The sequence below is a fragment of the Leucobacter sp. CX87 genome (assembly GCF_018682295.1).
Classification (GTDB): Bacteria; Actinomycetota; Actinomycetes; order Actinomycetales; family Microbacteriaceae; genus Cx-87.
The window spans coordinates 219,062-245,593 of record NZ_JAFIRI010000004.1; the positions used below are offsets into that span (position 1 = coordinate 219,062).

Consider the following 26,532-nt stretch of genomic DNA (forward strand, 5'->3'; position numbering starts at 1 on the left):
GCTGGGCTACGCCCGTGCGGCAAGGAACTCGGAGAGATCGGACACGATCATATGCGCTCCAGCTTTGCGGAGCGCGTCTGCGCCGGCGCCGCGGTCGACGCCCACCACGAGCCCGAAGCCCCCGGCCGCCGCCGACGCGACCCCGCTCACGGCGTCCTCGAATGCGGCGGCGCGGGCTGGGTCCGCCCCCAGCAGCTCGGCGCCACGCAGAAACACGTCTGGCGCGGGCTTCGAGGGCAGGTGCTCGCGCTCCGCGGTCATCCCGTCCACGACCACCGAAAAGCGGTCCCGGATCCCGGCCGAGCGCAGCACCTCCTCCGCGTTCTTCGAGCTGGAGACGACGGCGAGCGGACGGCCGCGCAGCGCATCAAGCAGCTGCAGGGATCCGGGGAAGGGGGTGATGCCGTCCTCCCGCAGCAAGAGCCCAAAGGCGATGTTCTTGCGGTTACCGATGCCGTTCACGGTGACGGCATCGGGCGGATCCTGCGGGGTGCCGAGCGGCAGCGTGACCCCGCGAGAACGCAGCAGCGTGTCGACGCCGTCCGCCCGCTTCTTCCCGTCTACGTGCGCGAAGTAGTCGGCGTCGGTATAGGGCGGCTCGATCCCAAGTTCGGAAAAGGCCTGGTCGAAGGTGCGTTGCCAGGCGAGCATGTGCAGCTCAGCGGTAGGCGTGAGCACCCCGTCGAGGTCGAAAAGAAACGCACTGATCTCGGCGAGGGCGCCGCTCACCTGTTCCGTCATACTGTCCTTTCGGTGGGCCGCGCTAGTTGGACTGATCCGGCCCCCAGGCCTTGCTTGGCAGGTGCAGCAGCACGAGCCCGATGCCCGCGATGACCGAGTTTCGGAACGCTGGATCGAGGCCGTTCCAGGAGCTCGAGCGCCACATCTGGAACCACTCGCCGCCGACCGTGATGAAGCCGCCCACGAAGAGCAGGATGATCATGACGAGGCCGATGGTGGAAAGGGTGCGTGCGCTCGCGAATCCCTTGCCCGCGAAGCCGCGGAAGAACTGGACGCTCGCCGCGATCAGCACGAGGGCGGCGAGCGATTCCCACACGATGACCCCGATGTAGCCGATGTTCCAAATCACCGGGTCGGTGATCGCGCGCCACATGACGTCGGGGTCGAGGCCCGTGCCGGGCTCGCCACCGAAGTTGGTGGTGTCCATTGCGAGGACGTGCTGCACGAAGGCGAAGTTGGTGTCGTAGTCGGTGATGTTGCCGAGGGCGACGAGGAAGATGTAGAGGGCGTTGACGATGACCAGGCTGGCGGCCGCTACCGGAAGGGTGCCGAGCACTCTCCAGCCGCGCGGCGCTGCGGGCTGAGTGGAGTTGTTCATGCCCTCACCATAGGACTGCGGCCAGGAAAACCATAGGCTCACTGGATGAAATCTGAATGTTGAGTGAGAGTGGCTCAAGTTTACTCGACTTGACTTGACACCCGAGGGCGACTCAGTAAACTTGAGTGCAGACGGCTCAACCCGTCACGAATTTGATCCGAGGCCGTTGGCATTCGGACTTCGACCCTGATGCAAGGAGAGCAAACAACATGGCACGTGCAGTAGGAATCGACCTCGGTACCACCAACTCTGTGGTGGCCGTCCTCGAGGGTGGCGAGCCCACCGTCATCGCGAACGCAGAGGGCTTCCGCACGACCCCCTCGATCGTCGCCTTCACGAAGGACGGCGAGGTGCTCGTCGGCGAGACCGCGAAGCGCCAGGCCGTCACGAACGTGGACCGCACCATCGCTTCGGTGAAGCGTCACATGGGCACCGACTGGACCCAGGAAATTGACGGCAAGAAGTACACCGCGCAGGAGATCAGCGCGCGCACGCTGATGAAGCTGAAGCGCGACGCCGAGACCTACCTCGGTGACACCGTCACCGACGCGGTCATCACGGTGCCCGCCTACTTCAACGACGCCGAGCGCCAGGCCACGAAGGAGGCCGGTGAGATCGCGGGCCTCAACGTTCTGCGCATCATCAACGAGCCCACGGCGGCGGCGCTCGCCTACGGCCTCGACAAGGGCAAGGAAGACGAGCTCATCCTGGTCTTCGACCTGGGTGGCGGCACGTTCGACGTGTCCCTCCTTGAGGTGGGCAAGGACGACGACTTCTCGACGATTCAGGTCCGTGCGACCGCTGGCGACAACCGCCTCGGTGGCGACGACTGGGATCAGCGCGTTGTGCAGTGGCTGATCTCGCAGTTCAAGGCCACCACTGGCGTTGACGTCTCGGGCGACAAGATTGCGCTCCAGCGCATGAAGGAAGCCGCCGAGCAGGCGAAGAAGGAACTGTCGAACTCGATGAGCACGCAGATTCAGCTGCCGTACCTCTCGATGACCGAGAACGGTCCCGCGAACCTCGAAGAGACGCTGACCCGCGCGAAGTTCGAGGAGCTCACCAAGGATCTCCTTGAGCGCACCCGCAAGCCGTTCCTCGACGTCGTCGCTGAGGCGGGCGTCAAGGTTTCCGACATCGCGCACGTCGTGCTCGTCGGTGGCTCGACCCGCATGCCCGCCGTCACCGAGCTGGTCAAGCAGCTCTCCGGCGGCCGCGAGCCGAACAAGGGTGTCAACCCTGACGAGGTCGTCGCCGTGGGCGCAGCCCTCCAGGCTGGCGTGCTGAAGGGCGAGCGCAAGGACGTTCTGCTCATCGACGTGACCCCCCTCTCGCTCGGTATCGAGACGAAGGGCGGCATCATGACGAAGCTCATCGAGCGCAACACGGCCATCCCGACCAAGCGCAGTGAGACTTTCACGACTGCTGACGACAACCAGCCGTCCGTGTCGATCCAGGTGTTCCAGGGCGAGCGCGAGTTCACCCGTGACAACAAGAACCTCGGCACCTTCGAGCTGACCGGCATCGCGCCCGCTCCCCGTGGCGTGCCGCAGGTTGAGGTCACCTTCGATATTGATGCCAACGGCATCGTCCAGGTTCACGCAAAGGACAAGGGCACCGGTAAGGAGCAGACGATCACCATCTCGGGTGGTTCCTCGCTCTCGAAGGAAGACATCGAGCGCATGGTGCGCGATGCAGAAGAGCACGCTGCCGAGGACAAGCAGCGCCGCGAGGCTGCGGATGCCCGGAACAACGCCGAGCAGCTCGCATACTCGGTGGAGAAGCTCATCTCGGACAACGAGGACAAGCTGCCCGCGGACGTCAAGTCCGAGGTGCAGGGCGATCTCGACGCGCTGAAGCAGGCGCTCGCCGGTGAGGACGAGGCTGCGGTGAAGTCGGCCTTCGACAAGCTGAACGAGAGCCAGGGCAAGCTGGGCGAGGCTATCTATGCCGCCGCGCAGGAGACCCCCGAGGCTGCGGACACGACCGCAGAGGCGAATGATGACGACGTCATCGACGCCGAGGTCGTAGAAGACGACGAGGAGAAGAAGTAATCATGGCGAATGAGGAACAGCGCACGCCCGGCATGGGCGACGAGGTTCCCGCCGCGGCAGGGCCGGAGGATGCAACCTCCGGCCCTGCGCCGCAGGCGGAGGGCGACGCGGATCTGACGGTTGAGGACATCCTCGGCCAGGAGCAGAACGACGACGCGCGTTCGGCGGAGGATGGCGATTCCCCCGCTGAGGCCACCGACGTCGCGAATGAGTACCTCGAGGACCTGCGTCGCGTCAATGCCGAGTACGCGAACTACCGCAAGCGCACCGAGGAGAACCGGGTGATTGAGCAGCAGCGGGCGACCGCGGCCGTGCTCACCCCGCTGCTTGGCGTGCTGGACGATCTGGATCGGGCCGACGCCCATGGCGACCTCGTGGAGGGCACCCCCTTCCACGCGATCGCGCAGAAGCTGCGCGGCAGCCTCGAGCGCTTCGGGCTCGAGAGCTTCGGACAGGTCGGCGACCTCTTTGACCCCGCACTGCACGAGGCGATCGCCCAGGTTCCGGTTCCCGGGACCGAGGCGCACACGGTGCTCGACGTCGTTGAGCGGGGATACCGGATTGGCGGTGTCGAGTTGCGCGCCGCGAAGGTAGCGGTGGCGGTGGGGGCAGATGGCTAGTCAAGACTGGTTCGAGAAGGACTTCTACGGAATTCTTGGCGTCTCAAAGGACGTCAGCGAGGCCGAGCTGAAGAAGACCTATCGGAAGCTGGCGCGCACCTACCACCCCGATTCCAACTCGGGCGATGCAAAAGCCGAGGCGAAGTTCAAGGAGATCAGCGAGGCCTACTCGGTGCTCTCTGACACAGAGCAGCGCGCCGAGTACGACCAGATGCGATCGATGGGGCCGGGCCACGCCCGCTTCACGCAGGGCGGTCAGGGCTTCGAGGACGTCTTCGGCGGCATGTTTGGCGGCGGCCAGGCTGGTTCCTACCAGCAGGGCGGCGGCCAGAGCTACGAAGATATCTTCAGCATGTTCGGCGGGGGTGGCGGGCGTGCCCGCGGCCCCCAGCCCGGGCGCGACATCACCGCCTCGACCACGCTCGACTTCGAGACTGCGGCGGCCGGGAACACCGTCACGCTGCAGACCCCGGATGGGAGCACCGTCAAGGTGAAGATTCCCGCGGGCGTCTCGGACGGCCAAAAAATCAAGGTGCGCGGGCGCGGGCAGCAAAGCCCGAACGGCGGACCGGCAGGGAACCTGATCCTGACCGTGAATGTTCGAAAGCACCCCGTGTTCGAACGCGACGGGCTGAACTTGCGGCTCACGCTGCCGGTGACGTTCGTCGAGGCCGCGCTGGGCGCGACCGTTGAGGTCCCCACACTGGGCGGCCCCCCGGTGAAGCTGAAAGTGCAGCCGGGCACCCCGAGCGGCCGCGTGCTGCGCGTCAAGGGGCGCGGCATCAGATCCGCCAAGGGCACCGGCGACTTGCTCGCTGAGGTCCAGGTCGTCGTTCCGGCGCACCTCTCGGACGACGCGAAGGCGGCGCTCGAGACGTTCCGGGAAGTCGAACCGCAGGACAACCCGCGCGAGGATCTCCTCGCACGGGCCCGCGGGTAGCATCACCTGCGTAGGCGGGGCCAGCAATGGCCTCGCCTTCGCGCGTCAACTGCAGTACAGCCAGAGTGGGAAGGAGCTTGAGATGACGGAGATGGACCAGTACACCCCGGTGTTTGCGATTGCCGCTGCCGCCGAACTCGCCGAAATGCACCCGCAAACTCTGCGGCAGTACGACCGCATCGGGCTCGTGTCACCTCAGCGCACCCGCGGAAACACGCGTCGCTACTCGTTGCACGACGTTTCGCAGTTGCGCCAGGTCGCCCGCTTGTCGGCGGAGGGGCTGAGTCTTGAAGGGATCCGGCGGGTGCTGGCGCTTCAGGACCGCGTCGAGCAGTTGGAGGGACGTGTTCTCGAGCTCGAGCGCGCGCTCGCCGCCGAAATGCTCAAGCGCCCCGATCGACGGGTATTTGCGGCGGGAAGTGCGGGCGAAGTCGTTTCACTGCGCCGCGGGACGCGGACACAGCGACGCGCAGAGGTCGTCGTGTGGCGGCCGGGGCGGCACTCGGGCAACGGCTCGTGAGCGATGCGTTCGCGCAGGATCCTGCCAGTGGTGCGATCCCTGCCGATCCCACTTTCTTTGATTTCTCGGCGCTGAGCCGCGAGCCCGACGTCGACGATGACGCGCTGCTCGCCTACGATGCGACCGACGAACTGCTGCTGTCGACCGCGGCCGAGACGCTCGGCTCTCTGGGCCCGGGCGAGCTGGTGGTCATCGGCGATCGGCATGGCGCACTGACCCTCGGCGCAGCCCTCGGACACGGGGCGACCGGCATTCGCGTCCATCAGGATCCGCTGCTCGGCGAGCTCGCGCTCGCGCGCAACGCAGAGCGCCTCGGGGGCGCTCGCGCATACACAAACCTCCCGATCGGTCCGGAGCTGCTGGCGGGCGCCCGCCTCGTGCTCGTGCAGCTGCCGCGCGGCCTCGACGCGCTCGACGAGATCTCGGCTGCGATCGCTCGATGGGCCGCGCCCGACGTGGTGGTGCTCGCCGGCGGGCGTCTGAAGCACATGGCGCTCGCGATGAACGAGGTGCTGCGTCGTTCCTTCGGTGAGGTGAGCGCCGGGCTGGCCGTGCGCAAGTCGCGCGTGCTCACCGCGAGCGCGCCGCTCACCGCCCGCGAGCCTGGCCCTCTGCGCTTCCCGCTCTGGGGCACGGACCCCGACCTGCCGTTTGCGCTCGCCGCATATGGCGCGACGTTCGGCGGGCCCACGCTGGACCACGGCACCCGATTGATGCTGCGCGCGCTCGGGGAGTCCGCCCGGGGGCGACAGGCCCGAAACATCGTCGACCTGGGCTGCGGCAACGGCACGATCGCGGTCTCGCTCGCGCTGTCACACCCGGAGGCGAGCGTACACGCGACCGACCAGTCGGCCGCCGCGGTGCGCGCCGCGCGCGAGACGGCGCTCGCCGCGGGGGTCGAGGATCGCGTGAGCGTGCATCGCGCCGACGCGGCCGACGGCGTGCCGGCGGAATGGGCCGACCTCATCGCGCTGAACCCACCGTTTCACACGGGCGCGACCGTGCACGCGGGCGTCGCGCACCGACTCATCCGCGCCGCGGCCCCCGCCCTCGCGCCCGGCGGAGAGCTGTGGGTGGTCTTTAACACGCACCTTGGCTATCGGCCGCTGATCGAGCGCGTGATCGGGCCGACCCGCCAGGTCGCGCGCGACCGCACGTTCACGGTCGTCGTCGCGACGAAGCGCGGGGCGCGGGCGTAGATTCCGCGGTTCGGCGTGCACGCTGCGCTACCGCGGGGGTGACCCTCGCAGGCCCTGCGCCGCACGCAGCTCTGCGGTGGCCGCGGCCACCGCCTTCTCGGCCTCGCGCCGGCGGAAGTCCGCGAGTGTGGGGGCGCCATATTTCTCGTGCACGCGGTCGTGCGCCTGCGCCTCGAGGGTGACGATCAGGCTCGACGCGATGAGGATCACTTGCACCGAGAGGTTGATCCAAAGCAGCAGTGCGATCAACGTGGCGAACGACGCGAGCAGAGGGTTCGAGGCGGCGCCGCGCACGAACAGGCCGGAGAACTCTTGCAGCACGAGCAGTCCGACACCGCCCGCGACCGACCCTGCCCAGAGCGCCCGCGGTGCCGGCCGCACGCCTGCCAGCAGCCGGAAGGCGACCGCGACGGCCAGGGTGTTGATGGCGATGACCACGCCGAGCCCCACCAGCCGGGCTCCCCACTCGAGAGCGACAGCGTCCTCGGAGACCCCCAGCCAGTCAGCCAAGAGCGACCGACCGCTCGACGACAGCAGGCTCACTGCGGCGCCGGCCAGCAGCAGGCCGCCAAACGCGAGCGCCACAAGGAAGTTGCGAAGCAGCATCCAGAGAAAGTTGGTTTCGTCGACGGTGACATCGGCGATGCTGCGAAACGCGGCGCGAAGGCTGCCGATCGCGCCGATCGCCGCGGCCACGAGACCGAGCACGGAAACCGCGCCGACCAGGGTAAACCCGACCGACAACTGCGCCTGGTCCAGATCGATGGCATCACCGATTCCCGGAATCGCTCCGTTCACCGTGTCGACGAGCGCGCGCCGGGCGTCGGGATTGGCGTCAAGCCAGAGCCCGGCGGCGGAGAAGAGCAAGAGTACGCCAGCGAATACGCTGAACAGTGCGCGGTAGGTCACGCTGTCGGCCAGGAGCGGGCCTCGCCGCGCGGCGTAGTGCAGCGCCGCGCGCACGATACTCAGCCGCAGCGCCCACGCGATCGCGCGAGCGCCGAGTCCCTGTGGGTTCTTCGCCCGCGGTTCATGGTCCATGCTGCCAATGTATTGACGGTTGGGAGTGAGCGCACCTGTTCGCCCCGCGCCGCGGCGTCGCGCTGCGGGACGGGCAGTCTTTACCGCCTGGGTACGAACCGGGGCACCCAGCGCATAAACCCGGCGGCGCCCGCAATGCCGATCACCCCCATCGCCGCGGCCGCGAGCGGCAGCGACGCCGCTGAGGCGATCGCGGCGATCATGAGCGGAGCCGCGGCTCCGCCGATGTCAGAGATCGTGTGCCAGGACCCCAGGAATGGGGCGGGATCGTGTTGCGGCGCGAGGTCGGCGCCGAGAGTCATCAAGATGCCGCTTGAGAGTCCGTTCCCGGCGCCGAGCACCGCGGATAGCGCCACGAACCAGGCGAAGGCGTCAGGGAGCGGCGAGGTGAGCGCGAGCGCGATCAGGCCGAGGCTCATGAGCGATACCGCGGGAATCGTCGCCCAGAGCCTCCCGAACCGGTCCATCACCTGCCCGCTCGCATAGAACAGGGCGAAGTCGCATGCCCCCGAGATCCCGGCGACCAGGGCGATGGTGCCGGCGTCTGCGCCGATCGCGATACCCCAGACGGGAATGATCACCTGGCGTGCTGAGCGCAGTGCCGAGAGCGACGCCGCCGAAGACCCCAGTCGCACGAGCACCCCTCGGTGGCGGTGCATCGTGCGAAACACGCCGTCGCGCTCGGACCCGCTGGGGACATGACCCGCGGCCGACAGCGTGCCCGCGTTGGCAGAACGTAGCGCCACCGCACCCTCGGGGTCGGGGGCGAGCAGCACGAGCGCGACGGTGAGGACCAGACAGGCCGCGAAGAACCAGGCCGCGGAGGCGGGCGATCCGGTCGCCGCCAGCAGCGCCGCGGCGATAAACGGACCAAGGAACATGCCGAGCCGAAAGGTGCCGCCGAGCAGCGCGAGGGAGCGCGCGCGGAACGCGAACGGCACGCGCGTCGTCATGAACGTGTGCCGGGCGATCCCGAACGCCGACGCGCAGAGCCCGATGACGAGGCCCGCGAGGGCGAGTACCCAGAGGCTCGGCGCGAGTGCCACCCCGGCGGCCCCGGCGAGCGCCAGGGTGCCCGAGACCGCCATCGTGCGGCGCTCGCCGAAGCGCGCCACGGCCCAGCCAGCGGGGAGATTCCCGCACAACTGTCCGACGACGAGCGCCGCCGCGATGAGCGTCGCGAGCGCGACGTCGGCGCCCAGATGCGACGCGATGACCGGGACAAGCGGGATGATTGCACCCTCGCCGATCGCGAACAATACGGTCGGCCCGTAGATCGCGGGGGCAAAGCGCCAGAGGGCGCGACCGATGGGTTCAGACATGATTCCCTCAGGCTAGTCCTCGGGCGTCTCGCTGCGGTCGAGGGCGGGCACGCGCGGGACCAGGATCCTGGCGGGTGAAACTTGCGCGCAGATTCGACGCGATTCGCGTGAAGTGGCGGGTAAACCCCCGGGTACCGGGCTGGCCGCCAACGTACACTAATCCATGGAACGGGCACATCCCGCTCCCGTTGACCTGATGAAGGATGCCGAAACCTGTGACCCTCGCAAGCCACACGCCAGCCGATGCACACACTGAGACGCCCCTGCGGATCCTGCTCGCCTGCGACACCTTCCTGCCCGATGTGAACGGTGCCGCGCGGTTCGCCGAGCGCCTCGCCGCCGGTCTCGTGCGCGACGGGCACGAGGTGCACGTCGCCGCCCCGTCGATGGGGCACGGCGCCGCTGGCACATTCGTTGAGGAGATCGAGGGCGAGCGTGTCACGGTGCACCGCTGGGCGAGCTTCCGCTGGTATCCGCACGACTGGCTCCGCTTCGTCCTGCCCTGGCGCGCACGCTACCGTTCGCGCCAGTTGCTGGATGCGTTGCAGCCCGACGTGATCCACCTCCAGTCGCACGTCATCATCGGCCGCGGCCTCGCGATCGAGGGCGCCAAGCGAGGCATCAGGATCGTGGCTACGAACCACGTAATGCCCGAGAACGTGCTCGACTTCACGCTGCTGCCGCACTTCGCGATTCAGTCGTTCATCAAGTGGGCCTGGCGTCAGGCCGACAAAATCCTGCGGCTTGCCTCGGCGGTCACCACCCCCACGAAACGCGCCGCCGAGTTCCTCGAGCGCAACACGTCCATTCGCGGCGTGCGCCCCGTGAGCTGCGGCCTGCGCGCGTCCGACTACACGCCGAGCTTCGCTGAGCGCAGCGAACAGCGGGTCGTGTTCGTCGGGCGACTGACGATGGAAAAGCAGATCGACGTGATCCTGCGCGCCGTCGCGCGTCTCGGGGCGAACGTCAAGCTCGACCTCGTCGGCGGTGGCGACCAGCGCAAGAACCTCGAACGGCTGGCGCACGAGCTGGGCATCGACGATCGGGTGGTCTTCCACGGCCGGGTGTCCGACCAGCAGCTGCGGGCCACCCTCACGAACGGCAGCGTGTTCGCGATCGCATCGATCGCCGAGTTGCAGTCCATCGCGACGCTCGAGGCGATGGCGTCGGGCCTGCCCATCCTCGCGGCCGACGCGATGGCGTTGCCGCACCTCGTCGAGGAGGGCAAGAACGGCTACCTCTTCACTCCGGGCGACGACGCCGAGCTCGCGCGGCGCATCGCCGAGATCCTGGAGCTGCCGCACGCGGACTACGTGCGCATGCAGGAGGCGTCGCTCGAGGCGGTCAAGGTGCACGACATCGAGCGGACGCTCGCGACCTTCGAGTCGCTGTATCGCGGCGAGACTCCCGCGGCCTGAGCATGCACATCCTGATCGTCACCGACCAGCACGCCGAGTCGCTGGGCGGGGTGCAGGTGTCGATTCGCCTGCAGCGGCGCTTCCTTGAGCGCCAGGGGCACACGGTGTCGATTGCGGCCTCGGCGCTGCACCGGCCGGGCTACGTGGCGAGCGATCCGGCCTACCTCGATCTTCCCTCGCTGCCCATCACGCGCGACCGCGAGTACGGGGTGTCGTGGCCCGGACGCCGCACCGACCGGGTGCTCGCCCGCGCGCTACGGGATCGCCCGCGCGTCGACCTCGTGCACGTGCAGGGCGACTTCTGGGGGGCCTTGATCGGCTATCGCGCCGCCCGTGGCCTCGGCGTTCCCGTCGTGCATACCCTGCACAACCACGTCGATGCGGGCACGCGGGCGGTCGCCCCGCTTGCCGCGGTGACCGCGCCCATCGCCTTTCAGGGGTTGCGCCTGTGGCGGGCGCTCGCGCTCGGGCGCTCGCGGCTCGCCGGCAACGTTTCAGGCGCAGGATCCGCCCGGCCGCGGGGTGCGTGGCGGTATCTCGCCGAGCTCGTCGCCGAGGCGGTGGCCGTCACGGCGCCGTCGCACCACTTCGCGGAGCTGCTGCGGGTGAATGGGGTCTCGGACCGCGTAGAGGTCACTCCGACTGGGGTCGACGACGATGTGCTCGCCGACGTGCTGGCCGCGGGCCCGCGCAGCGAACGGGCGCGGCCCAAGCTGATTTGGCTCGGGCGGATGAGCCCCGAGAAGCGGGTGCTCGAGTTCGTCGAGGCGATTGCGCGCAGCGACATCGACGCGGACGTCGAACTGTACGGAGCCGGCCTCTTGCTGCCGCAGGTGCGCCGCCGCATCGCTGAGCTTGGGCTGGGCGACCGCGTCACCATTCCGGGGCCGGTGCCCTACGCGGCGGCGCTCGCCGCAATGCGCGATGCGGATCTGCTGGTGCAGACCTCGCGCGGCTTCGAGACGCAGGGGATGACCCCGTTCGAGGCCGCGGCGCTCGGCACCCCGACGCTGTTCTCAGATGCGGACATCGCGGACGACCTGGGGGTTGAGCCGTCATGGCGTGTGGGGGCTGCGCGGCCGGGCGAGGACGAGGTCGCACCGCTGGCGCGTGCGCTCGCGCAGGCGGTCGACGGGATCGCGACTGGGGAACCGGCGCGAGTGCCCGCCGAAACGAGCACCCAGTTCCTCCAATCAGCCCGAACATCACAAATGCGTGAAGTCTATGAAAAAGCTTTGCGTTCGGAGTCCAAATTCGGCTAGTGTCGGTCGGACGAGTCTCTCCACCCGGGGGCTCGGCAGACACTGGGGGAGACTTTCATGGCACTACGACGTGCATTGGCAGGCATCGCTGCCACCACACTCGCGCTGGGCGGCATTGCGCTGACCACCACGACCGCACACGCGCTTCCGGCGGGCGGGGTGGTGCTTGCCTCGGATATCGTGGTCACGACCGACCCGGCCTCTGAGACTACCTACTACAACGAGTGGCACTACAGTCCCAGCGCGAGCTACCCGGGGCGCGCGACCCAGGGGGGAAGCGGCCTCGTTTTCGCTGCCGCCGATCGATCGATCGCCGTTGTGGGCAACGGAAACAACAATGTTGCCGGCGGAACGGCCCCTGCCATGTCGCTCGAGGACACACTGAACGGCGTGAACGTCAATGCCGGGTTGGACGCCTCGCGGGTCTTCTACCAGGTACCGGTGTTCTATGCGTATGACTCCGGGACGACCACGTGGAAGTTCACGACGCTGCGCAAGAACGCCGCGACGGGCGGAGACTGGATCTCAAGCCAGGCGATCGGGGGGACGGTGGCCGCAAACACGCCCACCCCGATGGCAACCTTGCTCGCCGCACTCGGCGAGGACCCCTCAGAGACGCCGGTGGGCTCCGACCCCCGCGCGATCGCGACCGGCTTCCTGATCGAGGCGGGCGCCGCCGGTGTCCAGGTGAACTCCTTCACGGGGAACGGGAGCACGACGCAGTTTGCGCCGGCCATCCCGAGCTGCGTGCCGAACGCGGCGTCGGCGACCTTCGTCGATGCGGCCAATATCCGCCCGAACGAGGCGGCCTACCCGGGTTGGCACAACGGCCTGACCAAGACGGAGACCGTCAAGAACTTCGTGACCACCGAGGCTGGCTTGGCGGTCACGGGCAACGCGCAGATCCTCAACGGTCTCGCCGACCCTGCTGAGTTCCAGGCGAACTGCTTGAGCGCCGCCGCGGACATGAAGGTGGACGTCGTCCACGCCACTGGCCCCGTGGCCACGCAGGTCCCGGTGTTCTACTACCCGAGCGGTAACCGTGCAGGTGCGGAGAGCTTCACCACCATCCGCCTGGATAACGCGATGGATCTGGGTGACCCGAACGCGCTCTGGTCGACCTCGAGCCCGATCTGGGCCGATGACGCGAAGACCATCAAGCTGGCCGACGCAAACTCGCTGTTCACGCTCGATCAGTTCGTCGCAGCGGTTGGTGTCCACGACGTCATCGGTTTCGGCTTCTACGTGAACATCGATCAGAACGCGACCGTCAGCTCGGTCACGTTCAACAACCAGACGACGAACTTCGCGAAGCCCGTCGTTCAGCCGACCAAGCCGGTCAAGGTTGAAACGGGAGTTGCGGCGGCCTAGCCTCCCAGCTCACGACGCCCGGCGCATCGCGCCGAGTTCCCAACGAAAGAAGGGCCCCGCCAGCAGGCGGGGCCCTTCTTTCGTGCGCTCGGTACTACGCGTGCTGCAGCGCTCGAGCTGCGACCACCGGGGCCGGCTCGGTGGCCGGGGTGCGGTCTGACGTGCGCGCCCGCGCGGCGGCGAAGCCGGTGAGCGCGAGGCCCAAGAGCCCCCAGAGCACGAGCAGTGCTGCCGCGCCCGCTGCCCCGGCCGCCCCAGAAGCGATCGCTTGGAAGCCCGAGAACGCGGCCCCGATGGGGGTGGCGTCGCCGATGGCTCTGAGCGCCGCAGGCGCGGTCGAGACGATGCCGCCCGCGAACGCGATGACCAGCGTCACGAATGAGAGGAACCGGCCGAAGCCGCCGAGCAGCGCGGCGAGCCCCTGGTTTACGAGCGCGAAGGCCACGCCGGCCAGCACGCCGAAGCCGAGGAACGCGAGCGTCGCCGGCAGGTCGAGGCCGAGCGCGATCGGCATGGCGAGGCCGACGATGGCGCCCTGCGCCGCGCCCGCAAGGAAACCGGGAAGGGCGCTCCGCAGCGTGATGGCGCCGAGGCCGCGCGCGGCCTCGCGCGTGCGGCGCCAGAGGGGGCTCAAGATCAGGAAGCTCGCGAGCCCGCCGGCCCACAGCGCGATGCCGGTGAACAGCGGAACCCCGGCGGCGTTGAATAGCTCGTCGCCGCTGCCTGTGGCGACCACGGGGGTGAGCGCCGCCCGGGCGAGCGCGTCGCGCTGGCTCTCGGTGTAGTTCGGCACACCGTCGACCGCCTGGCCCAGCCCGCTCGCGAGGGTATCGGTGCCGGTCGCGGCCTGCTCTGCGCCCTCCGCGAGCTGGGCGGCGCCGTCGGCGAGCTGAGCCGCTCCATCAGCCAATGCCGGGGTGCCCGCCGCGAGTTCGCCCGCGCCGGTTGCGAGTGCCCCCGCGCCGCCAGCAAGCTCTTGCCCACTCGCTGCAAGCGCACCAACGCCGTTCGCGATGCCACGGCTACCTGCAGCAACCTGGGGTCCAGCCGCCGCGAGCTGCGCCAGCTGGGCGTCCAAGCCGCCGAGCTGCTGTTCAAGCTGATCCAGCTGGGGGCGGGCGGCTGAAACGGCAGCAACCGAGGTCTGGATGGTCTGTTTGATGACCTGCATCTCGACCGCGAGCTGCTGCTGCGTCGCCGTGGCAGCGCCGGCCTGCGTCTGCGCAGCAGCGACCGAGTTGTTCGTCGCGGACGTGGCAGCGGCAAGGCGGGCGCAGAAGTCTTCGCTCGCGCCCGAAGTCGCGCACTCGGCGACCAGGCCGTTCAGCTGCGCGCCACCACCGGAGGCAGAGCCGAGCGAGCCTTGCAACTCAGCGAGCTGCGCACCCAGCAGGGTGGTCTGCGCGGTCGGGTCGGGCATGCCGACGGGCAGCCCAGTCGCGGGGTCGATCTGCAGATTGTCGATCGCGTCCTTTGCGGCTGTAATCGCCTGGGTGATCGGCGCAAGCGCAGTACGCAGCCCGTCCACCAGCTGTCCGACGCCTGCCACATACTTCTCCGTGCCGTCGGCAGCCTGCGCCGCACCGCCAGCCAGGGCAGTGACCCCATTGGCGTACTCGCCCATGCCCGAAGCGATGCCGCCCACGCCGCCGGCGAGAGCGTTTGCCCCGCTCGACAGCTGCCCTGCACCCGAAGCGAGCGCTCCGGCACCGTCGGCAATACCGCTCGTGCCGGTCGCCAGCTGGTGCGACCCGTCCGCGAGCTTGTCCGCGCCGTCCGCGGCCTCGCCGAGGCTCGTGTGGAGCGTCCCCATGCCGACGAACACCTGGTCAATGAACGCCGTGCCGAGCTGCTCGTTGAGCACGCGCGTCGCGGTGCTCGTGACGACGTTGGAGAGCGCCGAGTCGATCAGGCGACCGCGGTCACTCGTCGCGATGTCGATCGTGGCCTGCTCGGCCGTGTCGGGGTCTCCGCCCGAGGTGGCGGCCGCCGAGAAGTTCTCGGGGATCGTGACGACGGTCGAGTAGCGGCCCTCGTCGAGCCCCTCGGCGGCGTCCTCCGCGTTTGTCAGGTGCCAGGTGAAGTTCGTCTCGTCGTCAGCCACGGTCGAGTCACCCACGAGCGCACCCGCGAAGACGCGGCCGAGCGGGGTCAGCTGCCCGTCGATCTCGACCGGCACATCGAGGTTCACGACGGCGGCCTCGACAGAACGCAGGCGTTCGGTTGGGCTCCAGAGGCCCCAGATGAACAGGCCGGCGATCGTGAGGGGCACCAGAAGGATGCCGAGCACCGCCTTCCATCCGAGCCGGCGGTTCGAGGCGAGGCCGCTCATCGTGCGGCTCCTTCCGTGAGAGTGGTGGCCGCGGGGAGCGAGCTCTCCGCGAAGTCAGGTGCGGTCAACGGGCGCGTCTCGGCGTGCACGATGTGCGTGCCAGCGGGCAGGATCCGCGCCGCGGTGTCCGCGTCGCTCAGCAACACGAGCGTGGGCATCGGTGCCGCCCCCCGCTCGGCCTCGACCGCGCGACCCTCGAGCGCCGAGCGGGCGGACAGGATCGCCGCCTCCGACGCCGGGACGAGCTGCGCGAGGTCGAGCACGAGGAGTTGGGGCCGGTCGGCAAGCGCCTCGCGGAGCCCGGCGAGCTGGGTCCGCGCGGCACGACGGCGCAGCGTCGACGCCCGTTCGGGCAGGAGGAGGCCGGCAACCTTGGCGGTGCCCGCCAGCATCGGCGCGCGCCCGGTCAGCACCTCGGCCAGGCGGCGGTGGGCGGGATCCTGCGGGGAGAGCAGCAGGGCGTCGCCCGGCCCGACGCGCACATCGGCGATGCGGTGCGTGCCGTCGGCCGCGACGAGCTCGAGGCCCTCGCTCGCGATGCGTGCCTCGGGCAGATCCTCGGGCCAGTGGGCGTGGGCGAGCTCGCGGCTGAGCCCCTCGCCCTCGACATCGAACGACGGCAAAATCTTGTCGAGCCAGCGCGGCATCTGCCAGGCGCGGTCGCCGAGCAGCGCGAGCACCGCGGGCACGAGCGTCATGCGCACGATGAAGGCGTCGACGAACACGCCAACGGCCAGGCCCAGTGCGATCGGCTTGATGCTCACGTCGCCCTCGGGGATGAAGGCCGCGAAGACGGCGAACATGATGATCGCGGCGGCCGTGACGACCTTGCCCGATCCGACGAAGCCGCGCCGGATCGCGTCGCGGGCGCTCGCGCCGTGCACGTACTCTTCGCGGATGCGGGCGACGAGGAACACCTCGTAGTCCATGGCGAGTCCGAAGAGCACGCCCATCAGGATGATCGGCATGAAGCTGAGCACGGGGCCGAGACTTGCCACGTGCAGGGCCTCGGAGAACCAGCCCCACTCGAAGACCGCGGCGACGGCGCCGAAGGCGGCACCGACCGAGAGGAGGTAGCCGAGGGTCGCCTTGATCGGCACCCACACCGAGCGGAACACCATGGCGAGCAGGATCAGCGAGAAGCCGACGACCAGGATGCCGAAGGGCAGGAGGGCCTCGCCGAGCAGCTTCGACACGTCGATGCCGACGGCGGTGAAGCCGGTGACCGCGAGGTCGACGCCGTACTGCTCGCTCCACTCGGGCGCCTTGGCGCGCAGCGCATCGACGAGCTGCGAGGTGCTCTCGGCGTGCGGGCCTTCCTCGGGGACCACCTGGATGATGCCCGTGTCGGCGCCCTGGTTGGGGGTCGACAGAGGGACCTCGGCGACGCCGGGGACCTGGCGGACCTCGTCGGCGAGGTCTGCCATGAGGCCGAGCGGGTCGTTGCTCGCGACGATCGAGCCGGTCAGCAGGAGCGGGCCGTTCACGCCCTCGCCGAAGTGCTCGCCGACGAGCTCGTAGCTGATGCGCGCGGGGGCGTCTTCCGACAGACTCGAGGCGTTGGGCAGCGCGAGGCGCAGGTCGAGCGCGGGCACGGCCATGGCGCCGACGCCGAGCAACACGAGGATGATCGTGAGCGCCGGAATCTTCGTGACCGCGGCGACCCAGCCGCCGAAGAAGCGGTCGGCGAAGGGCTTGCGGGGCGCGGCGGGGGCGCCGGCCGCGGCGTTCGAAGGCTCGGTGATCGGCCCGGATCCTGCGCCGTGGGCACCCGTGACGGGTGCCGCTGCGGGAGCGTTGGCCGCAGACGCAAGCGTGCCGGCGGCCAGGGCCGCGCGCTGCCGCTTTGGCAGGATCTTGATGCCGGCCATGCCGAGGATTGCGGGGGTGAGCGTGAGCGCGATGAGCACGGAGATCGCGACGGCCGCCGCGGCGGCGAGGCCGAGCGCGGTGAGGAACGGGATGCCGGCGACCGCGAGCCCCGCGAGCGCAATGATCACCGTGAGCCCTGCGAAGATCACAGCGGAGCCCGAGGTGGCGGTGGCGCGCGCGATCGACTCCTCGATCGGCATGCCGTCGCGGATCTGCTCTTGATGGCGCGCGACGATGAAGAGCGTGTAGTCGATGCCGACCGCGAGGCCGAGCATGAGCGCCAGCATCGGGGTGATCGACGTGATCGAGACCACGGCGGTGGCGAAGAAGAGGCCGGCGATCGACACCCCGACGCCCAGGATTGCGGCGAGTAGCGGCATACCGGCCGCGAGCAGCGAGCCCAGGGTCAGCACGAGCACGACGAACGCGACCAGCACGCCGACCGCCTCGGTGATCGTGATGCCCGGGATCGAGGTGGAGTAGGCCTCGCCGCCCTCGACCGCCTGTGCGCCTTCGGGAAGGCGATCCTGCAGGTCCGCGACGGCCGCGCTGATGCCCTCGAGGGTGGCCGGCGGGGCGTCGACGGAGGTGCCGTCGAGGGTGATCGAGATGAGCGCGGCGCGGCCGTCCTCGGAGAGTGCACTGTCGGAGCTCGCGCCCGCGGTGCCGCCGAATGGCGACTGCACTGCGGCGACGCCGTCAAGGTCCGCCAGCTCGTCGGCGGTGCGGGCGATCTCGTCGGGATAGGGCGAGGAATCGATGCGGGTGCCCTCGGGGCTCACCACGATGACCTGGGCGCTTCCGCCGCTCACCTCGGGGAACGTGCGGCTGAGCTGATCGAGCGCGGCCTGCGATTCCGTGCCGGGGATCGAGATCGGGGCGTTCGCGCCCTGTCCGAGGAACACCGCGCCCGCGCCGAAGATGGCGAGAATGACGATCCAGCCGATGAGGACAAGTGATCTCGCCTTGGCGGCCCAGCGGCCAAGTGAGTACAGCACAGATGACACGAGACTCCTCGGGGGCGCGATTCAGGTTTCGATACACGAGTGTATGCAAACTCCCTTGGAGCCAGCCGTGTCTGACACAATCGGAGCATGAGTGAGCCCCAGAAGCCCGTAAGCGCGCGTCGCCTGGAGACCCAGGAGCGCCTGATGGACGCTGCCTTCGGGGTCTGCGTCGAGCTCGGCCTCGGCGGCGCCTCGGTTGAAGCGATCTGCGCCGCCGCCGGGTTCTCCCGGGGCGCGTTCTATTCCAACTTTTCCTCAAAGGAGGAGCTCTTCTTCGCGCTGCTCGCTCGCGAGTATCGGCGCCGCACGGAAGACCTCGAGGCGCGCATGACGCTCCTCGGAGACGAGCTGACGTGCCGAGCGAGCGGGATCGGCCGGGAGGAGGCCGCGGCCTTTATCAGGGAGTTCTTCGTCGCCTCGTCGCTCGAGACGGATTGGTTCGTGATTGAGCAGGAGTTTCTCTTGCTCGCCCTGCGTGACCCCGAGCTGGCGCCCGACTATCTCCGGTACCAGGCCGCGTACGTCGCCGACCTCGCCGAGGTCGTGGCGCAGATCGTCGCGGTTGCCGGTCGGAGGTTCCTGATCCCGGCGGACGAGGCCCTGCCGCTCCTCACGAGCATCTACGAGCGCGAGCTGCGGCTAGCGGTGCTCACTGGCGGTAGCGCCGCAAGCGCTACGGCAGCGGACCTCGGCGAGCGGGTGGCGGACGTGTTGTTCGCGTTGACGGCGGCGGTGGGAGACCCCCAATAGTCCCGCCGTCCTGCCGTTCCTCGCGCAGCGGAGAGCCCGGTTGGATCGTAGACTCGAACCCTGCGCCAGAAGCGGCGCCCCAACGAAACAAACGGAGCGCACTATGACCGCTGGGACTCAGATCGGACGCGTCATCGTGTTGGGATCTGCCAACGTCGACGCGGTCACCTACGTGGACACCTTCCCGCAGCCCGGCGAGACCATCCTTGCGCTTGACGCACGAACGGGTCTCGGGGGGAAGGGCGCGAACCAGGCGGCCGCCGCATCGCTCACGGGGGCACGGGTCAGCTTCGCCGGCGCCGTCGGTGACGACGCCTCGGGCGAGTTCGTGCAGCGCACGCTTGCGGCGCACGGCGTCGAACTCGAGGCCCTATCGGTGTTGACCGGCGTGCTCACGGGGTCCGCGGCCATCGCCGTCGACGGAGCCGGCGAGAACACCATCATCGTGGCGAGCGGCGCGAACGCTCGGCTTGATCCCGCCTGGGTCCGCAGCGACTCGGTTGCGGGACTGTTTGACGGCGCAGGATCCGCGCAGGTGCCCGTCGTCGGCCTCGCCCAGGGCGAGTTACCCGCCGCCGTGGTCGCCGAGTTCGCCGCGCTCTGCCGCGAACAGGGCGCGCGCTTCGTGCTCAACCTGGCCCCGGCCATCGCGGTCACCGCCGAGGTGTTGGCCGAGGCCGACCCGCTCATCGTGAACGAGGGCGAGGCCTTCGCCGTGCTCGGTGAGGACGCTCGGGACGAGCTCAGCACCAGCGAGGCGCTGCTGTTGGCCGAACACCTGGTCGATCGCTGCCGCTCCGTCGTCATCACGCTCGGCGCCGCCGGCGCGGTGTTCGTCGGGCGCGACGGCGCTGACGGCCGGGTGGCTGCCGCACACGTGCCGTCGCCCAAGCCCGAGCGCGTGGTCGACACGACCGGCGCCGGGGACGCGTTCGTCGGGGCGCTTGCTGCGCGCCTGTCGGCGGGCGACGCGCTCGCCGCCGCCGCGGCCTGGGGGGCTGCCGCCGGGTCCGCGTCCGTGCAGGCTCCTGGCGCCGTCGACTCGTACGGGGCGCTTGCGGAACTTCGCCTCGCCCGCTCCTAGACTTTCGGCCACCTCGGCCCCAACGAAACGGACTCCTCAATGACTTCCTCACCCATCCCCGTGATCCTCGACGTCGACACCGGCATCGACGACGCCATGGCACTCATGTTCGCCGTGCGCCACCCGGCGCTCGACGTGCAGGCGATCTCGTGTGTCGCGGGCAACGCCTCGATCGAGCGCGTCGTGTCGAACACCCTGCAGATCCTGGATGTGCTGGGCGCACCCGAGATTCCCGTCGCAGCGGGCGCGATCCGGCCGCTGGTCGAGCAAGCGCGCGACGCCTCGTGGGTGCACGGCGAGAGCGGCCTCGGCAACCTCAGCCTGCCCACCTCGGCGCGCACGGTCGAGCCGGTGCACGCGGTCGAGCTGATGCGCCGCACGATTGTGGATAGCGCCGAGAAGATCACCCTCATCGCCCTCGCGCCGCTCACCAACCTGGCGCTGCTGTTGCGCATGCACCCGGAGGTGGCGGACCGCATCGAGCGCATCGTCTGCATGGGTGGCTCGGCGTCGATCGGTAACGCGACGCCCGTGGCCGAGTTCAACGTCTGGCACGACCCCGAGGCCGCGCACGTCGTCTTCAACTCAGGCGTTCCGCTCACGCTCTACGGGCTCGACGTGTTTAATGTCGTCGAGGTGCCGAACGAGACGGTGGCCGAGCTGCACACGGTGCAGGATCCCGTCGCGCAGGCGCTCGCCTCGCTGCTCGGCTTCGAGGTGACCGACCCCGCCGATGGCACGAAGGTGACCCACACGCTGATCGGCGACGCCGGCGCCGTGTGCGCGCTCGTCGCGCCCGAGCTCTTCACGACGGAGCACCGCCGCCTGCAGGTCGAGCTGGCGCCCGGTCTGAGCCGCGGGCAGACGATCGTCGACCGCCGCTCGTTCGGTGGCGAGGAATCGGTGCACGGCACGGTCGAGCCATGGCCGACTGCGGACGTCTGCCTCGGCGTGGACGTTGACGCGGTGCTCGAACTCTTCCTCGGGACGGTGCTGCAGAAGTAGCGGGCCCTGGGCGCCCCCAAACCTCATCGACCCGTCTCATTCTGCGGCTTCCCGGCGAATGAAGCAGCAGATTGCGACGGGTCGAGCGAAGGAATGAGGCCTGAGGGGCGAGGCGCGCGCTCCTGGGTGCGGCGACCACGCGCTCTGGCAGGATCCTGCCCGAAGTGCTGAAAACCGCGCGATCTACGGCGCTGAGGCCCCGCCGCGCGCGGCGAAGAAGCCGCGCAGCAGCGCGGTCGACCCCTCGATGTGTTCGAGCATCGCCGCGGCCGCCGCGTCGGGTTGCCCCGACAGGATCGCGGTGACGATCGCCGCATGCTGGGCGTCGGAGTGGGTGAGGTTCGGGCGCAGCATCGGGATCTCGTCGAGCAGCGCGTTGACCCGGGTGCGGGCGTTCGCGACGATCGGGACGAGGCTCGGCGATCCCGACAGCTCGGCGATCAGCAGGTGCAGTCGAGAGTCGAGCCGGCGGTGATCGACATCCGACGACTCCGTGCACGCCGCGAGCGCGCCCGCGAGCGCCGCGCGGTCCTCGGCGCTGAGCTCGCGGCCCGCGGCCTCGCGGGCGGCGCCCACCTCGACGACGCGGCGCAGTACGGCGTTGTCCTCGACGTCGGCTTCGCCCAGTTCCTCCCGCTGCGGGTGGAGCGTGGACTTCACCGGCAGCTCCAGGGCGACGAAGGTGCCGCCGGTCCGGCCGCGCCGCGACACCACGTAGTGCGCCTCGACGAGCGTCGCGAGCGCGTCCCGCACGGTGTCCCGGCTGACCTTCAGCATGCTGGCGAGCTCGCGCTCGGCCGGCAGCCGTTCACCGGGGGCGATCAGCCCGAGGCGGATCGACTGCAGCAAGCGCTGCATCGTTTCCTCGTAGGCGTTCGTAGGGCGGACGGCCCTAATGAGCAGTTCCACTCGGTCGGTCGGCGGGTGCATGCTGCTCCTTTCAGGGCCGTCGTTACGTCACAGCGAGTGTAGGCCCGTTTAGAGCGGCGTCGTGTACGCGTTCGTGAGCCCGCCGTCGACGAGGAAGGTCGATGCCGTGATGAACGACGCGTCGTCGCTCGCGAGGAACGCGACCGAAGCGGCGAGTTCCTCGGGGCGCGCGAAGCGGCCGATCGGCACGTGCACGAGGCGGCGCGCTGCCCGCTCGGGGTCCTTGGCGAAGAGCTCCTGCAACAGCGGCGTGTTCACGGGGCCGGGGCAGAGAGCATTCACCCGGATCCCCTGACGGGCGAACTGCACCCCGAGTTCGCGGCTCATCGCCAGCACGCCGCCCTTCGAGGCGGTGTACGAGATCTGCGAGGTCGCGGATCCCATGACCGCAACGAACGAGGCCGTGTTGATGATCGAGCCCGAACCCTGCTTCGTCATGTGGCGCAGCGCCGCGCGCGAGCACAGGTAGACGCTCTTGAGGTTCACGTCCTGCACCTTCTCCCACGCGGGCAGCTCGGTGATCTCGATCGAGTCGTCGTCGGCGGGCGAGATGCCGGCGTTGTTGAACGCGATGTCGACCGAGCCGTACTCGCGGGCGGCCGTGTCGAAGAGGTTGTTGACCTGGGCCTCATCGGTGACGTTGACCTGCACGAACAGGCCGTCGACCGAGGCCGCGGCCGCCTCGCCGCTGGCGACGTCCATGTCGCCGATGACGATCTTCGCGCCCTCGGCGCGCATGCGCCTTGCGGTGGCGAGGCCGATCCCGCTCGCGCCGCCGGTGATGACGGCGACCTTGCCAGCGAGGCGCTGGGTGAGATCGATGGGGGTGATGTCGCTCATGGTTACTTCCTTGTGGTGTGACGTGTGGATGAACGGGAAAGGGGGACGCTACTCGGACGCGAAGAACACGTTCTTCGTCTCGGTGAAGCTGAGGGGGGCGTCGGGGCCGAGCTCGCGGCCGAGACCCGACTGCTTGAAGCCGCCGAACGGGGTCGAGTACCGCACCGAGGAGTGGGAGTTCACGGAGAGGTTGCCGCCGTCGACGCCGCGGGCGACGCGAATGCCGCGCGCGAGGTCGTTCGTCCAGATCGAGCCGCTGAGCCCGTACTCGGTGTCGTTCGCCAGCGCGATGGCGTCGGCCTCGTCCTCGAACGGCAGCACCGCGACCACGGGGCCAAAGATCTCCTCGCGGGCCAGCCGGCTGTCCCGCTCGGGGGTCACCACGGTCGGCGCAAACCAGGCGCCCGGCCCGTCGGGGCAGGATCCCTGGAACGCGATCGGGGCGCCCTCGGGGAGGAAGGAGGCCACGCTCTCGCGATGCGCGAGGGTGACGAGCGGCCCGACTTCGGTCGCCTCGTCCAGGGGGTCGCCGACCTTCACGTTCTGTACGGCGGTCTCGAAGTGTTCCATGAAGCGGTCGTACACGCTGCGCTGCACGAGCAGCCGGCTGCGCGCGCAGCAGTCCTGCCCGGCGTTGTCGAAGACCGAGTACGGCGCGGTGGCGGCCGCCTTCTCGATGTCGGAGTCCGCGAACACAATGTTCGCGCTCTTGCCGCCGAGTTCGAGGGTGACTCGCTTGACCTGGTCGGCGCAGCCGGACATGATCCGCTTGCCCACCGCTGTCGATCCGGTGAAGACGATCTTGCGCACCTCGGGGTTCGTGACGAACCGCTCGCCGACCACCGAACCGCGCCCGCTGAGCACCTGGAAGAGTCCCTCGGGCAGGCCCGACTCGAGGGCGAGCTCGCCGAGGCGGAGGCTGGTGAGCGGCGTCCACTCCGCCGGCTTCAGGACGACGGCGTTACCGGCGGCCAGCGCGGGAGCGAAGCCCCAGGCGGCGATCGTCATCGGGAAGTTCCACGGGGTGATGACGCCGACGACGCCGAGCGGCTCGTGGAACGTCACGTTCATGCCGCCAGCCACCGGGATCTGCTGTCCGAACAGGCGTTCGGGGGACGCGGAGTAGTACTCGAGCACGTCGCGGACGTGGCCGGCCTCCCAGCGCGACTGCGAGATGGGGTGGCCCGAGTTCACGGTCTCGAGCTGCGCAAGGCGTTCGAGGTCGCCGTCGACGGCGTCGGCGAAGCGGCGCAGTGCTCGCGCCCGGTCGACCGGGGCAACCCGGGCCCATTCCTGCTGCGCGCGAGCGGCCTGAGCGATGGCCCGGTCGGTGGCGTGGACGTCGAGATGCTCGACCTCGGTGACGGCCGCCCCGGTCGCCGGGTTGATGACGGTGTAGCTCATGACTGCTCCTTCGAGGGGACGGCGCCCGTTGGCGTCTGATCTGGGGTGTTGCGCGCCGCGCGATAGTCTCGCGCAGCCGACACGAGCCCCGCAAAGAGGCGGCGGTCGTCGGCATGTTCCTCGGGGTGCCACTGCACCGCGAGCCCGAACGGCACCGAATCAAGCTCGAGCGACTCGACGACCCCGTCCTCCGTGCGGCTAGTGACCGTGAGGCCGTCGCCGATCTCGCCGATCCCCTGGTGGTGATAGAGGTGCGCGGTCGCGCGCCGGTCGTCTCCGTAGACCTCGGCGATCAGGCTCTCGGGGTCGACCTCGACCTCGATCGGGTTGAAGATGCCCTGGCCAATTTGGTAGCGGTCGTCGCCCACCAGGTCGGGCAGGTGCTGCACGAGCGTGCCGCCGCGCGTGACGTTCAGCATCTGGGCGCCGCGGCAGATGCCGAGAAACGGCAGCTCGGCGTCGATCGCGGCCTGCAGCACGGCGGCCTCGAACTCGTCGCGATCGTCGCGGGGCGCCCCGGTACGCTCGTGGGCGGCCTCTCCGTAGATCGCCGGGTTGATATCGGCTCCGCCCGACAGGATCAGCCCGTCGAGCCCGGCGATTACCCCGCGCGCTACGTCCGCGTTCACAGGCTGGGGCGGCAGCACGACGGCGATGCCGCCGACCGCGGTGACTGCGTTCACGTAGACCTGTGGGAGGAATACGGCGCGCACGTCCCACACCCCGGTCTGGGCCTGCTCGAGGTAGCTCGTGATGCCGATGATCGGCGCGCGAGTGGTGTCAGAGGCGCTCAAAGCCGCGGATCCTCTCCCAATCGGTGACGGCGGCGTCGTAGGCGGCTACCTCGACTCGTGCGGCATGCACGTAGTGCGCAACGACGTCGTCGCCGAACACCTCGCGCGCGAGCGCGGACTGCTCGAACAGGTCGGCGGCCTCGCGCAGCGTGGTGGGGACGCGCTCAACGTCGCTGATGTACGCGTTGCCCACGATCGGATCGCAGAGCTCAAGCTCGTGCTCGATGCCATAGAGTCCCGAGGCGAGCATGCCCGCGACCGCGAGGTACTGGTTCACGTCGCCGCCCGGCACGCGGTTTTCGACGCGCATCGCCTGGCCGTGGCCGACGACGCGCAGCGCGCAGCTGCGGTTGTCGTGGCCCCAGGCGACCGCGGTCGGGGCGAAGCTGCCCTCGACGAAGCGCTTGTACGAGTTGATGTTTGGCGCGTACAGCAGGGTGAACTCGCGCATCGCTGCGAGCTGGCCGGCGATGTAGTGGCGGAACATCTTCGACATCCCGTCCGGGGCGTCAGCGTCGGCGAAGACCGGGTCGCCGGCGGTGGTGCGCAGGCTGGAGTGGACGTGGCAGCTGTTGCCCTCGCGCTCGTTGAACTTCGCCATAAAGGTGATGCTCTTGCCGTGGGCGTCGGCGATCTCCTTCGATCCGCTCTTGTAGATCGAGTGGTTGTCGCAGGTGGCGATCGCGTGTGCGTACCGGAAGGCGATCTCTTGCTGCCCGAGGTTGCACTCGCCCTTGACGCCCTCGCAGTACATTCCGGCGGCGTCCATCGAGTTTCGGATGTCGCGCAGCAGGGGCTCGAGCCGGGTTGAGGCGTGCAGCGAATAGTCGGTGTTGTAGTCGCTCGCGGGGGTGAGGTCCTGGTACTTGCTCTTCCATGCGCTGCGGTAGTCGTCGTCGAAGACGAGGAACTCGAGTTCGGTCGCCACGTGGGGGACGAGGTCGTGCGCGGCGAGCCGGTCGACCTGCGTCTTCAGGATCTCGCGCGGCGAGACTGAGATGGGCGAGTGGTCGCCCGCGAGCCGGAGGTCCGCAATCACCAGGGCGGTGCCCGGAAGCCACGGCATGCGGCGCAGAGTAGAGAGATCCGGAAGCATGGCCATGTCGCCGTAGCCGCTCTCCCAGCTGGTGATCGCGTAGCCGTCCACCGTATTGAGCTCGACATCAACCGCCAGCAAGTAGTTGCAGCACTCGGCTCCGTGATCCATTACGTCCTCAAGAAAGAGACGTGCCGAGACGCGCTTGCCGACCAGTCGACCCTGCATATCGGTGAAGGCGACGATCACGGTGTCGATCTCGCCGGAAGTCACTGCTTCCCGTAGCTCGTCCGGGGTCAAATTGCCGCTCGCCGGAATCATGTGCACTCCTAGGTTCTCTGCGTTGAGAAATGGTACGAATTTCGACCATTAAAGCATGTGTGGCTCGGCGA

22 protein-coding genes are annotated in these 26,532 nt (G+C 69.1%); 11 read left to right on the forward strand and 11 right to left on the reverse strand.

Translation table 11 applies throughout. The annotated features are described in order from the left end of the window. Positions 1-6: 6 nt before the first annotated feature. Both KOE53_RS06530 and KOE53_RS06535 read right to left on the reverse strand, forming a co-directional pair. Positions 7-741: an HAD family hydrolase gene (locus tag KOE53_RS06530; RefSeq protein ID WP_188045156.1), complete on the reverse strand. Its 735-nt coding sequence runs from the start codon at positions 739-741 to the stop codon at positions 7-9. Between the two features lie 22 nt (positions 742-763). After that, complete coding sequence (locus tag KOE53_RS06535; RefSeq protein WP_188057839.1) at positions 764-1,339, reverse strand: DUF2165 domain-containing protein; 576 nt, start codon at positions 1,337-1,339, stop codon at positions 764-766. Between the two features lie 209 nt (positions 1,340-1,548). Between KOE53_RS06535 and dnaK the strand changes: the two genes are divergently transcribed. The 5 genes from dnaK to KOE53_RS06560 all read left to right on the forward strand — a co-directional run bounded on the left by dnaK (position 1,549) and on the right by KOE53_RS06560 (position 6,672). Next, on the forward strand, positions 1,549-3,393 hold the full coding sequence (dnaK, locus tag KOE53_RS06540; RefSeq protein WP_188057840.1) for a molecular chaperone DnaK: 1,845 nt from the start codon (positions 1,549-1,551) through the stop codon (positions 3,391-3,393). Positions 3,394-3,395: 2 nt separating this feature from the next. Further along, entirely contained in the window at positions 3,396-4,013 is a 618-nt protein-coding gene (locus KOE53_RS06545; protein ID WP_188057841.1) for a nucleotide exchange factor GrpE, read from the forward strand. After that, positions 4,006-4,953, forward strand: a complete 948-nt coding sequence (locus tag KOE53_RS06550) for a DnaJ C-terminal domain-containing protein (protein WP_188057842.1) — start codon at positions 4,006-4,008, stop codon at positions 4,951-4,953. Before KOE53_RS06545 ends, KOE53_RS06550 begins: the two co-directional genes overlap by 8 nt. A 91-nt stretch (positions 4,954-5,044) precedes the next feature. After that, entirely contained in the window at positions 5,045-5,473 is a 429-nt protein-coding gene (locus KOE53_RS06555; protein WP_188045260.1) for a heat shock protein transcriptional repressor HspR, read from the forward strand. Further along, on the forward strand, positions 5,470-6,672 hold the full coding sequence (locus tag KOE53_RS06560) for a class I SAM-dependent methyltransferase (protein WP_370566953.1): 1,203 nt from the start codon (positions 5,470-5,472) through the stop codon (positions 6,670-6,672). The genes KOE53_RS06555 and KOE53_RS06560 overlap by 4 nt, the downstream gene beginning before the upstream one ends. A gap of 27 nt (positions 6,673-6,699) precedes the next feature. Here the strand turns inward: KOE53_RS06560 and KOE53_RS06565 are convergent, their stop codons facing one another. Next, positions 6,700-7,713 carry a YihY/virulence factor BrkB family protein gene (locus KOE53_RS06565; RefSeq protein ID WP_188057843.1) on the reverse strand — a complete coding sequence of 338 codons (1,014 nt, stop codon included), beginning with the start codon at positions 7,711-7,713 and terminating at the stop codon, positions 6,700-6,702. An 80-nt stretch (positions 7,714-7,793) separates the two neighbouring features. Next, on the reverse strand, positions 7,794-9,035 hold the full coding sequence (locus KOE53_RS06570; protein WP_188057844.1) for an MFS transporter: 1,242 nt from the start codon (positions 9,033-9,035) through the stop codon (positions 7,794-7,796). A gap of 203 nt (positions 9,036-9,238) precedes the next feature. On the opposite strand from KOE53_RS06570, the gene KOE53_RS06575 reads away from it, so the two are divergent. Genes KOE53_RS06575 through KOE53_RS06585 form a run of 3 tightly spaced genes read left to right on the forward strand, consistent with a single transcriptional unit; the run spans position 9,239 to position 13,086 of the window. Beyond that, entirely contained in the window at positions 9,239-10,453 is a 1,215-nt protein-coding gene (locus KOE53_RS06575) for a glycosyltransferase (RefSeq protein ID WP_188057845.1), read from the forward strand. 2 nt (positions 10,454-10,455) lie between these two features. After that, positions 10,456-11,715 (forward strand): glycosyltransferase, encoded by a 1,260-nt coding sequence (locus KOE53_RS06580; RefSeq protein WP_188057846.1) that lies wholly within the window; start codon positions 10,456-10,458, stop codon positions 11,713-11,715. A gap of 57 nt (positions 11,716-11,772) precedes the next feature. Beyond that, positions 11,773-13,086 (forward strand): hypothetical protein, encoded by a 1,314-nt coding sequence (locus KOE53_RS06585; protein ID WP_188057847.1) that lies wholly within the window; start codon positions 11,773-11,775, stop codon positions 13,084-13,086. 94 nt (positions 13,087-13,180) lie between these two features. Here the strand turns inward: KOE53_RS06585 and KOE53_RS06590 are convergent, their stop codons facing one another. Continuing rightward, positions 13,181-15,418, reverse strand: a complete 2,238-nt coding sequence (locus tag KOE53_RS06590) for a YhgE/Pip domain-containing protein (protein ID WP_188057848.1) — start codon at positions 15,416-15,418, stop codon at positions 13,181-13,183. Then, complete coding sequence (locus tag KOE53_RS06595; protein ID WP_188057849.1) at positions 15,415-18,297, reverse strand: MMPL family transporter; 2,883 nt, start codon at positions 18,295-18,297, stop codon at positions 15,415-15,417. Before KOE53_RS06595 ends, KOE53_RS06590 begins: the two co-directional genes overlap by 4 nt. An 87-nt stretch (positions 18,298-18,384) precedes the next feature. On the opposite strand from KOE53_RS06595, the gene KOE53_RS06600 reads away from it, so the two are divergent. From KOE53_RS06600 to KOE53_RS06610, 3 genes are all read left to right on the forward strand, one after another. Then, the gene (locus KOE53_RS06600) at positions 18,385-19,047 is read left to right on the forward strand and encodes a TetR/AcrR family transcriptional regulator (RefSeq protein ID WP_188045168.1); all 663 of its coding nucleotides are present in this window, start codon (positions 18,385-18,387) and stop codon (positions 19,045-19,047) included. 103 nt (positions 19,048-19,150) lie between these two features. After that, positions 19,151-20,131 carry a ribokinase gene (locus KOE53_RS06605; protein ID WP_215401680.1) on the forward strand — a complete coding sequence of 327 codons (981 nt, stop codon included), beginning with the start codon at positions 19,151-19,153 and terminating at the stop codon, positions 20,129-20,131. A gap of 39 nt (positions 20,132-20,170) precedes the next feature. Then, on the forward strand, positions 20,171-21,136 hold the full coding sequence (locus KOE53_RS06610) for a nucleoside hydrolase (protein WP_188057850.1): 966 nt from the start codon (positions 20,171-20,173) through the stop codon (positions 21,134-21,136). Positions 21,137-21,319: 183 nt separating this feature from the next. Here the strand turns inward: KOE53_RS06610 and KOE53_RS06615 are convergent, their stop codons facing one another. Genes KOE53_RS06615 through KOE53_RS06635 form a run of 5 tightly spaced genes read right to left on the reverse strand, consistent with a single transcriptional unit; the run spans position 21,320 to position 26,461 of the window. Further along, positions 21,320-22,066 (reverse strand): FadR/GntR family transcriptional regulator, encoded by a 747-nt coding sequence (locus KOE53_RS06615; RefSeq protein ID WP_188045170.1) that lies wholly within the window; start codon positions 22,064-22,066, stop codon positions 21,320-21,322. 48 nt (positions 22,067-22,114) lie between these two features. Then, positions 22,115-22,906 carry a 3-oxoacyl-ACP reductase gene (locus KOE53_RS06620; protein WP_206348580.1) on the reverse strand — a complete coding sequence of 264 codons (792 nt, stop codon included), beginning with the start codon at positions 22,904-22,906 and terminating at the stop codon, positions 22,115-22,117. 48 nt (positions 22,907-22,954) lie between these two features. Beyond that, positions 22,955-24,310 carry an aldehyde dehydrogenase family protein gene (locus tag KOE53_RS06625; protein ID WP_188057851.1) on the reverse strand — a complete coding sequence of 452 codons (1,356 nt, stop codon included), beginning with the start codon at positions 24,308-24,310 and terminating at the stop codon, positions 22,955-22,957. After that, a complete protein-coding gene (locus KOE53_RS06630) occupies positions 24,307-25,104 on the reverse strand; it encodes a gamma-glutamyl-gamma-aminobutyrate hydrolase family protein (RefSeq protein ID WP_188045172.1) in 798 nt (265 codons plus the stop codon). The genes KOE53_RS06625 and KOE53_RS06630 overlap by 4 nt, the downstream gene beginning before the upstream one ends. Next, a complete protein-coding gene (locus KOE53_RS06635; RefSeq protein ID WP_188045173.1) occupies positions 25,091-26,461 on the reverse strand; it encodes a glutamine synthetase family protein in 1,371 nt (456 codons plus the stop codon). Before KOE53_RS06635 ends, KOE53_RS06630 begins: the two co-directional genes overlap by 14 nt. Positions 26,462-26,532: the final 71 nt, after the last annotated feature.

Coding starts and splice junctions, on each gene's coding strand:
- KOE53_RS06585 (WP_188057847.1), top strand. CDS start 11,773: ATGGCACTACGACGTGCATTGGCAGGCATCGCTGCCACCACACTCGCG.
- KOE53_RS06615 (WP_188045170.1), bottom strand. CDS start 22,066: ATGCACCCGCCGACCGACCGAGTGGAACTGCTCATTAGGGCCGTCCGC.
- KOE53_RS06545 (WP_188057841.1), top strand. CDS start 3,396: ATGGCGAATGAGGAACAGCGCACGCCCGGCATGGGCGACGAGGTTCCC.
- KOE53_RS06625 (WP_188057851.1), bottom strand. CDS start 24,310: ATGAGCTACACCGTCATCAACCCGGCGACCGGGGCGGCCGTCACCGAG.
- KOE53_RS06565 (WP_188057843.1), bottom strand. CDS start 7,713: ATGGACCATGAACCGCGGGCGAAGAACCCACAGGGACTCGGCGCTCGC.
- dnaK (WP_188057840.1), top strand. CDS start 1,549: ATGGCACGTGCAGTAGGAATCGACCTCGGTACCACCAACTCTGTGGTG.
- KOE53_RS06590 (WP_188057848.1), bottom strand. CDS start 15,418: ATGAGCGGCCTCGCCTCGAACCGCCGGCTCGGATGGAAGGCGGTGCTC.
- KOE53_RS06580 (WP_188057846.1), top strand. CDS start 10,456: ATGCACATCCTGATCGTCACCGACCAGCACGCCGAGTCGCTGGGCGGG.
- KOE53_RS06620 (WP_206348580.1), bottom strand. CDS start 22,906: ATGAGCGACATCACCCCCATCGATCTCACCCAGCGCCTCGCTGGCAAG.
- KOE53_RS06635 (WP_188045173.1), bottom strand. CDS start 26,461: ATGATTCCGGCGAGCGGCAATTTGACCCCGGACGAGCTACGGGAAGCA.
- KOE53_RS06605 (WP_215401680.1), top strand. CDS start 19,151: ATGACCGCTGGGACTCAGATCGGACGCGTCATCGTGTTGGGATCTGCC.
- KOE53_RS06550 (WP_188057842.1), top strand. CDS start 4,006: ATGGCTAGTCAAGACTGGTTCGAGAAGGACTTCTACGGAATTCTTGGC.
- KOE53_RS06575 (WP_188057845.1), top strand. CDS start 9,239: ATGCCGAAACCTGTGACCCTCGCAAGCCACACGCCAGCCGATGCACAC.
- KOE53_RS06555 (WP_188045260.1), top strand. CDS start 5,045: ATGGACCAGTACACCCCGGTGTTTGCGATTGCCGCTGCCGCCGAACTC.
- KOE53_RS06530 (WP_188045156.1), bottom strand. CDS start 741: ATGACGGAACAGGTGAGCGGCGCCCTCGCCGAGATCAGTGCGTTTCTT.
- KOE53_RS06610 (WP_188057850.1), top strand. CDS start 20,171: ATGACTTCCTCACCCATCCCCGTGATCCTCGACGTCGACACCGGCATC.
- KOE53_RS06600 (WP_188045168.1), top strand. CDS start 18,385: ATGAGTGAGCCCCAGAAGCCCGTAAGCGCGCGTCGCCTGGAGACCCAG.
- KOE53_RS06535 (WP_188057839.1), bottom strand. CDS start 1,339: ATGAACAACTCCACTCAGCCCGCAGCGCCGCGCGGCTGGAGAGTGCTC.
- KOE53_RS06570 (WP_188057844.1), bottom strand. CDS start 9,035: ATGTCTGAACCCATCGGTCGCGCCCTCTGGCGCTTTGCCCCCGCGATC.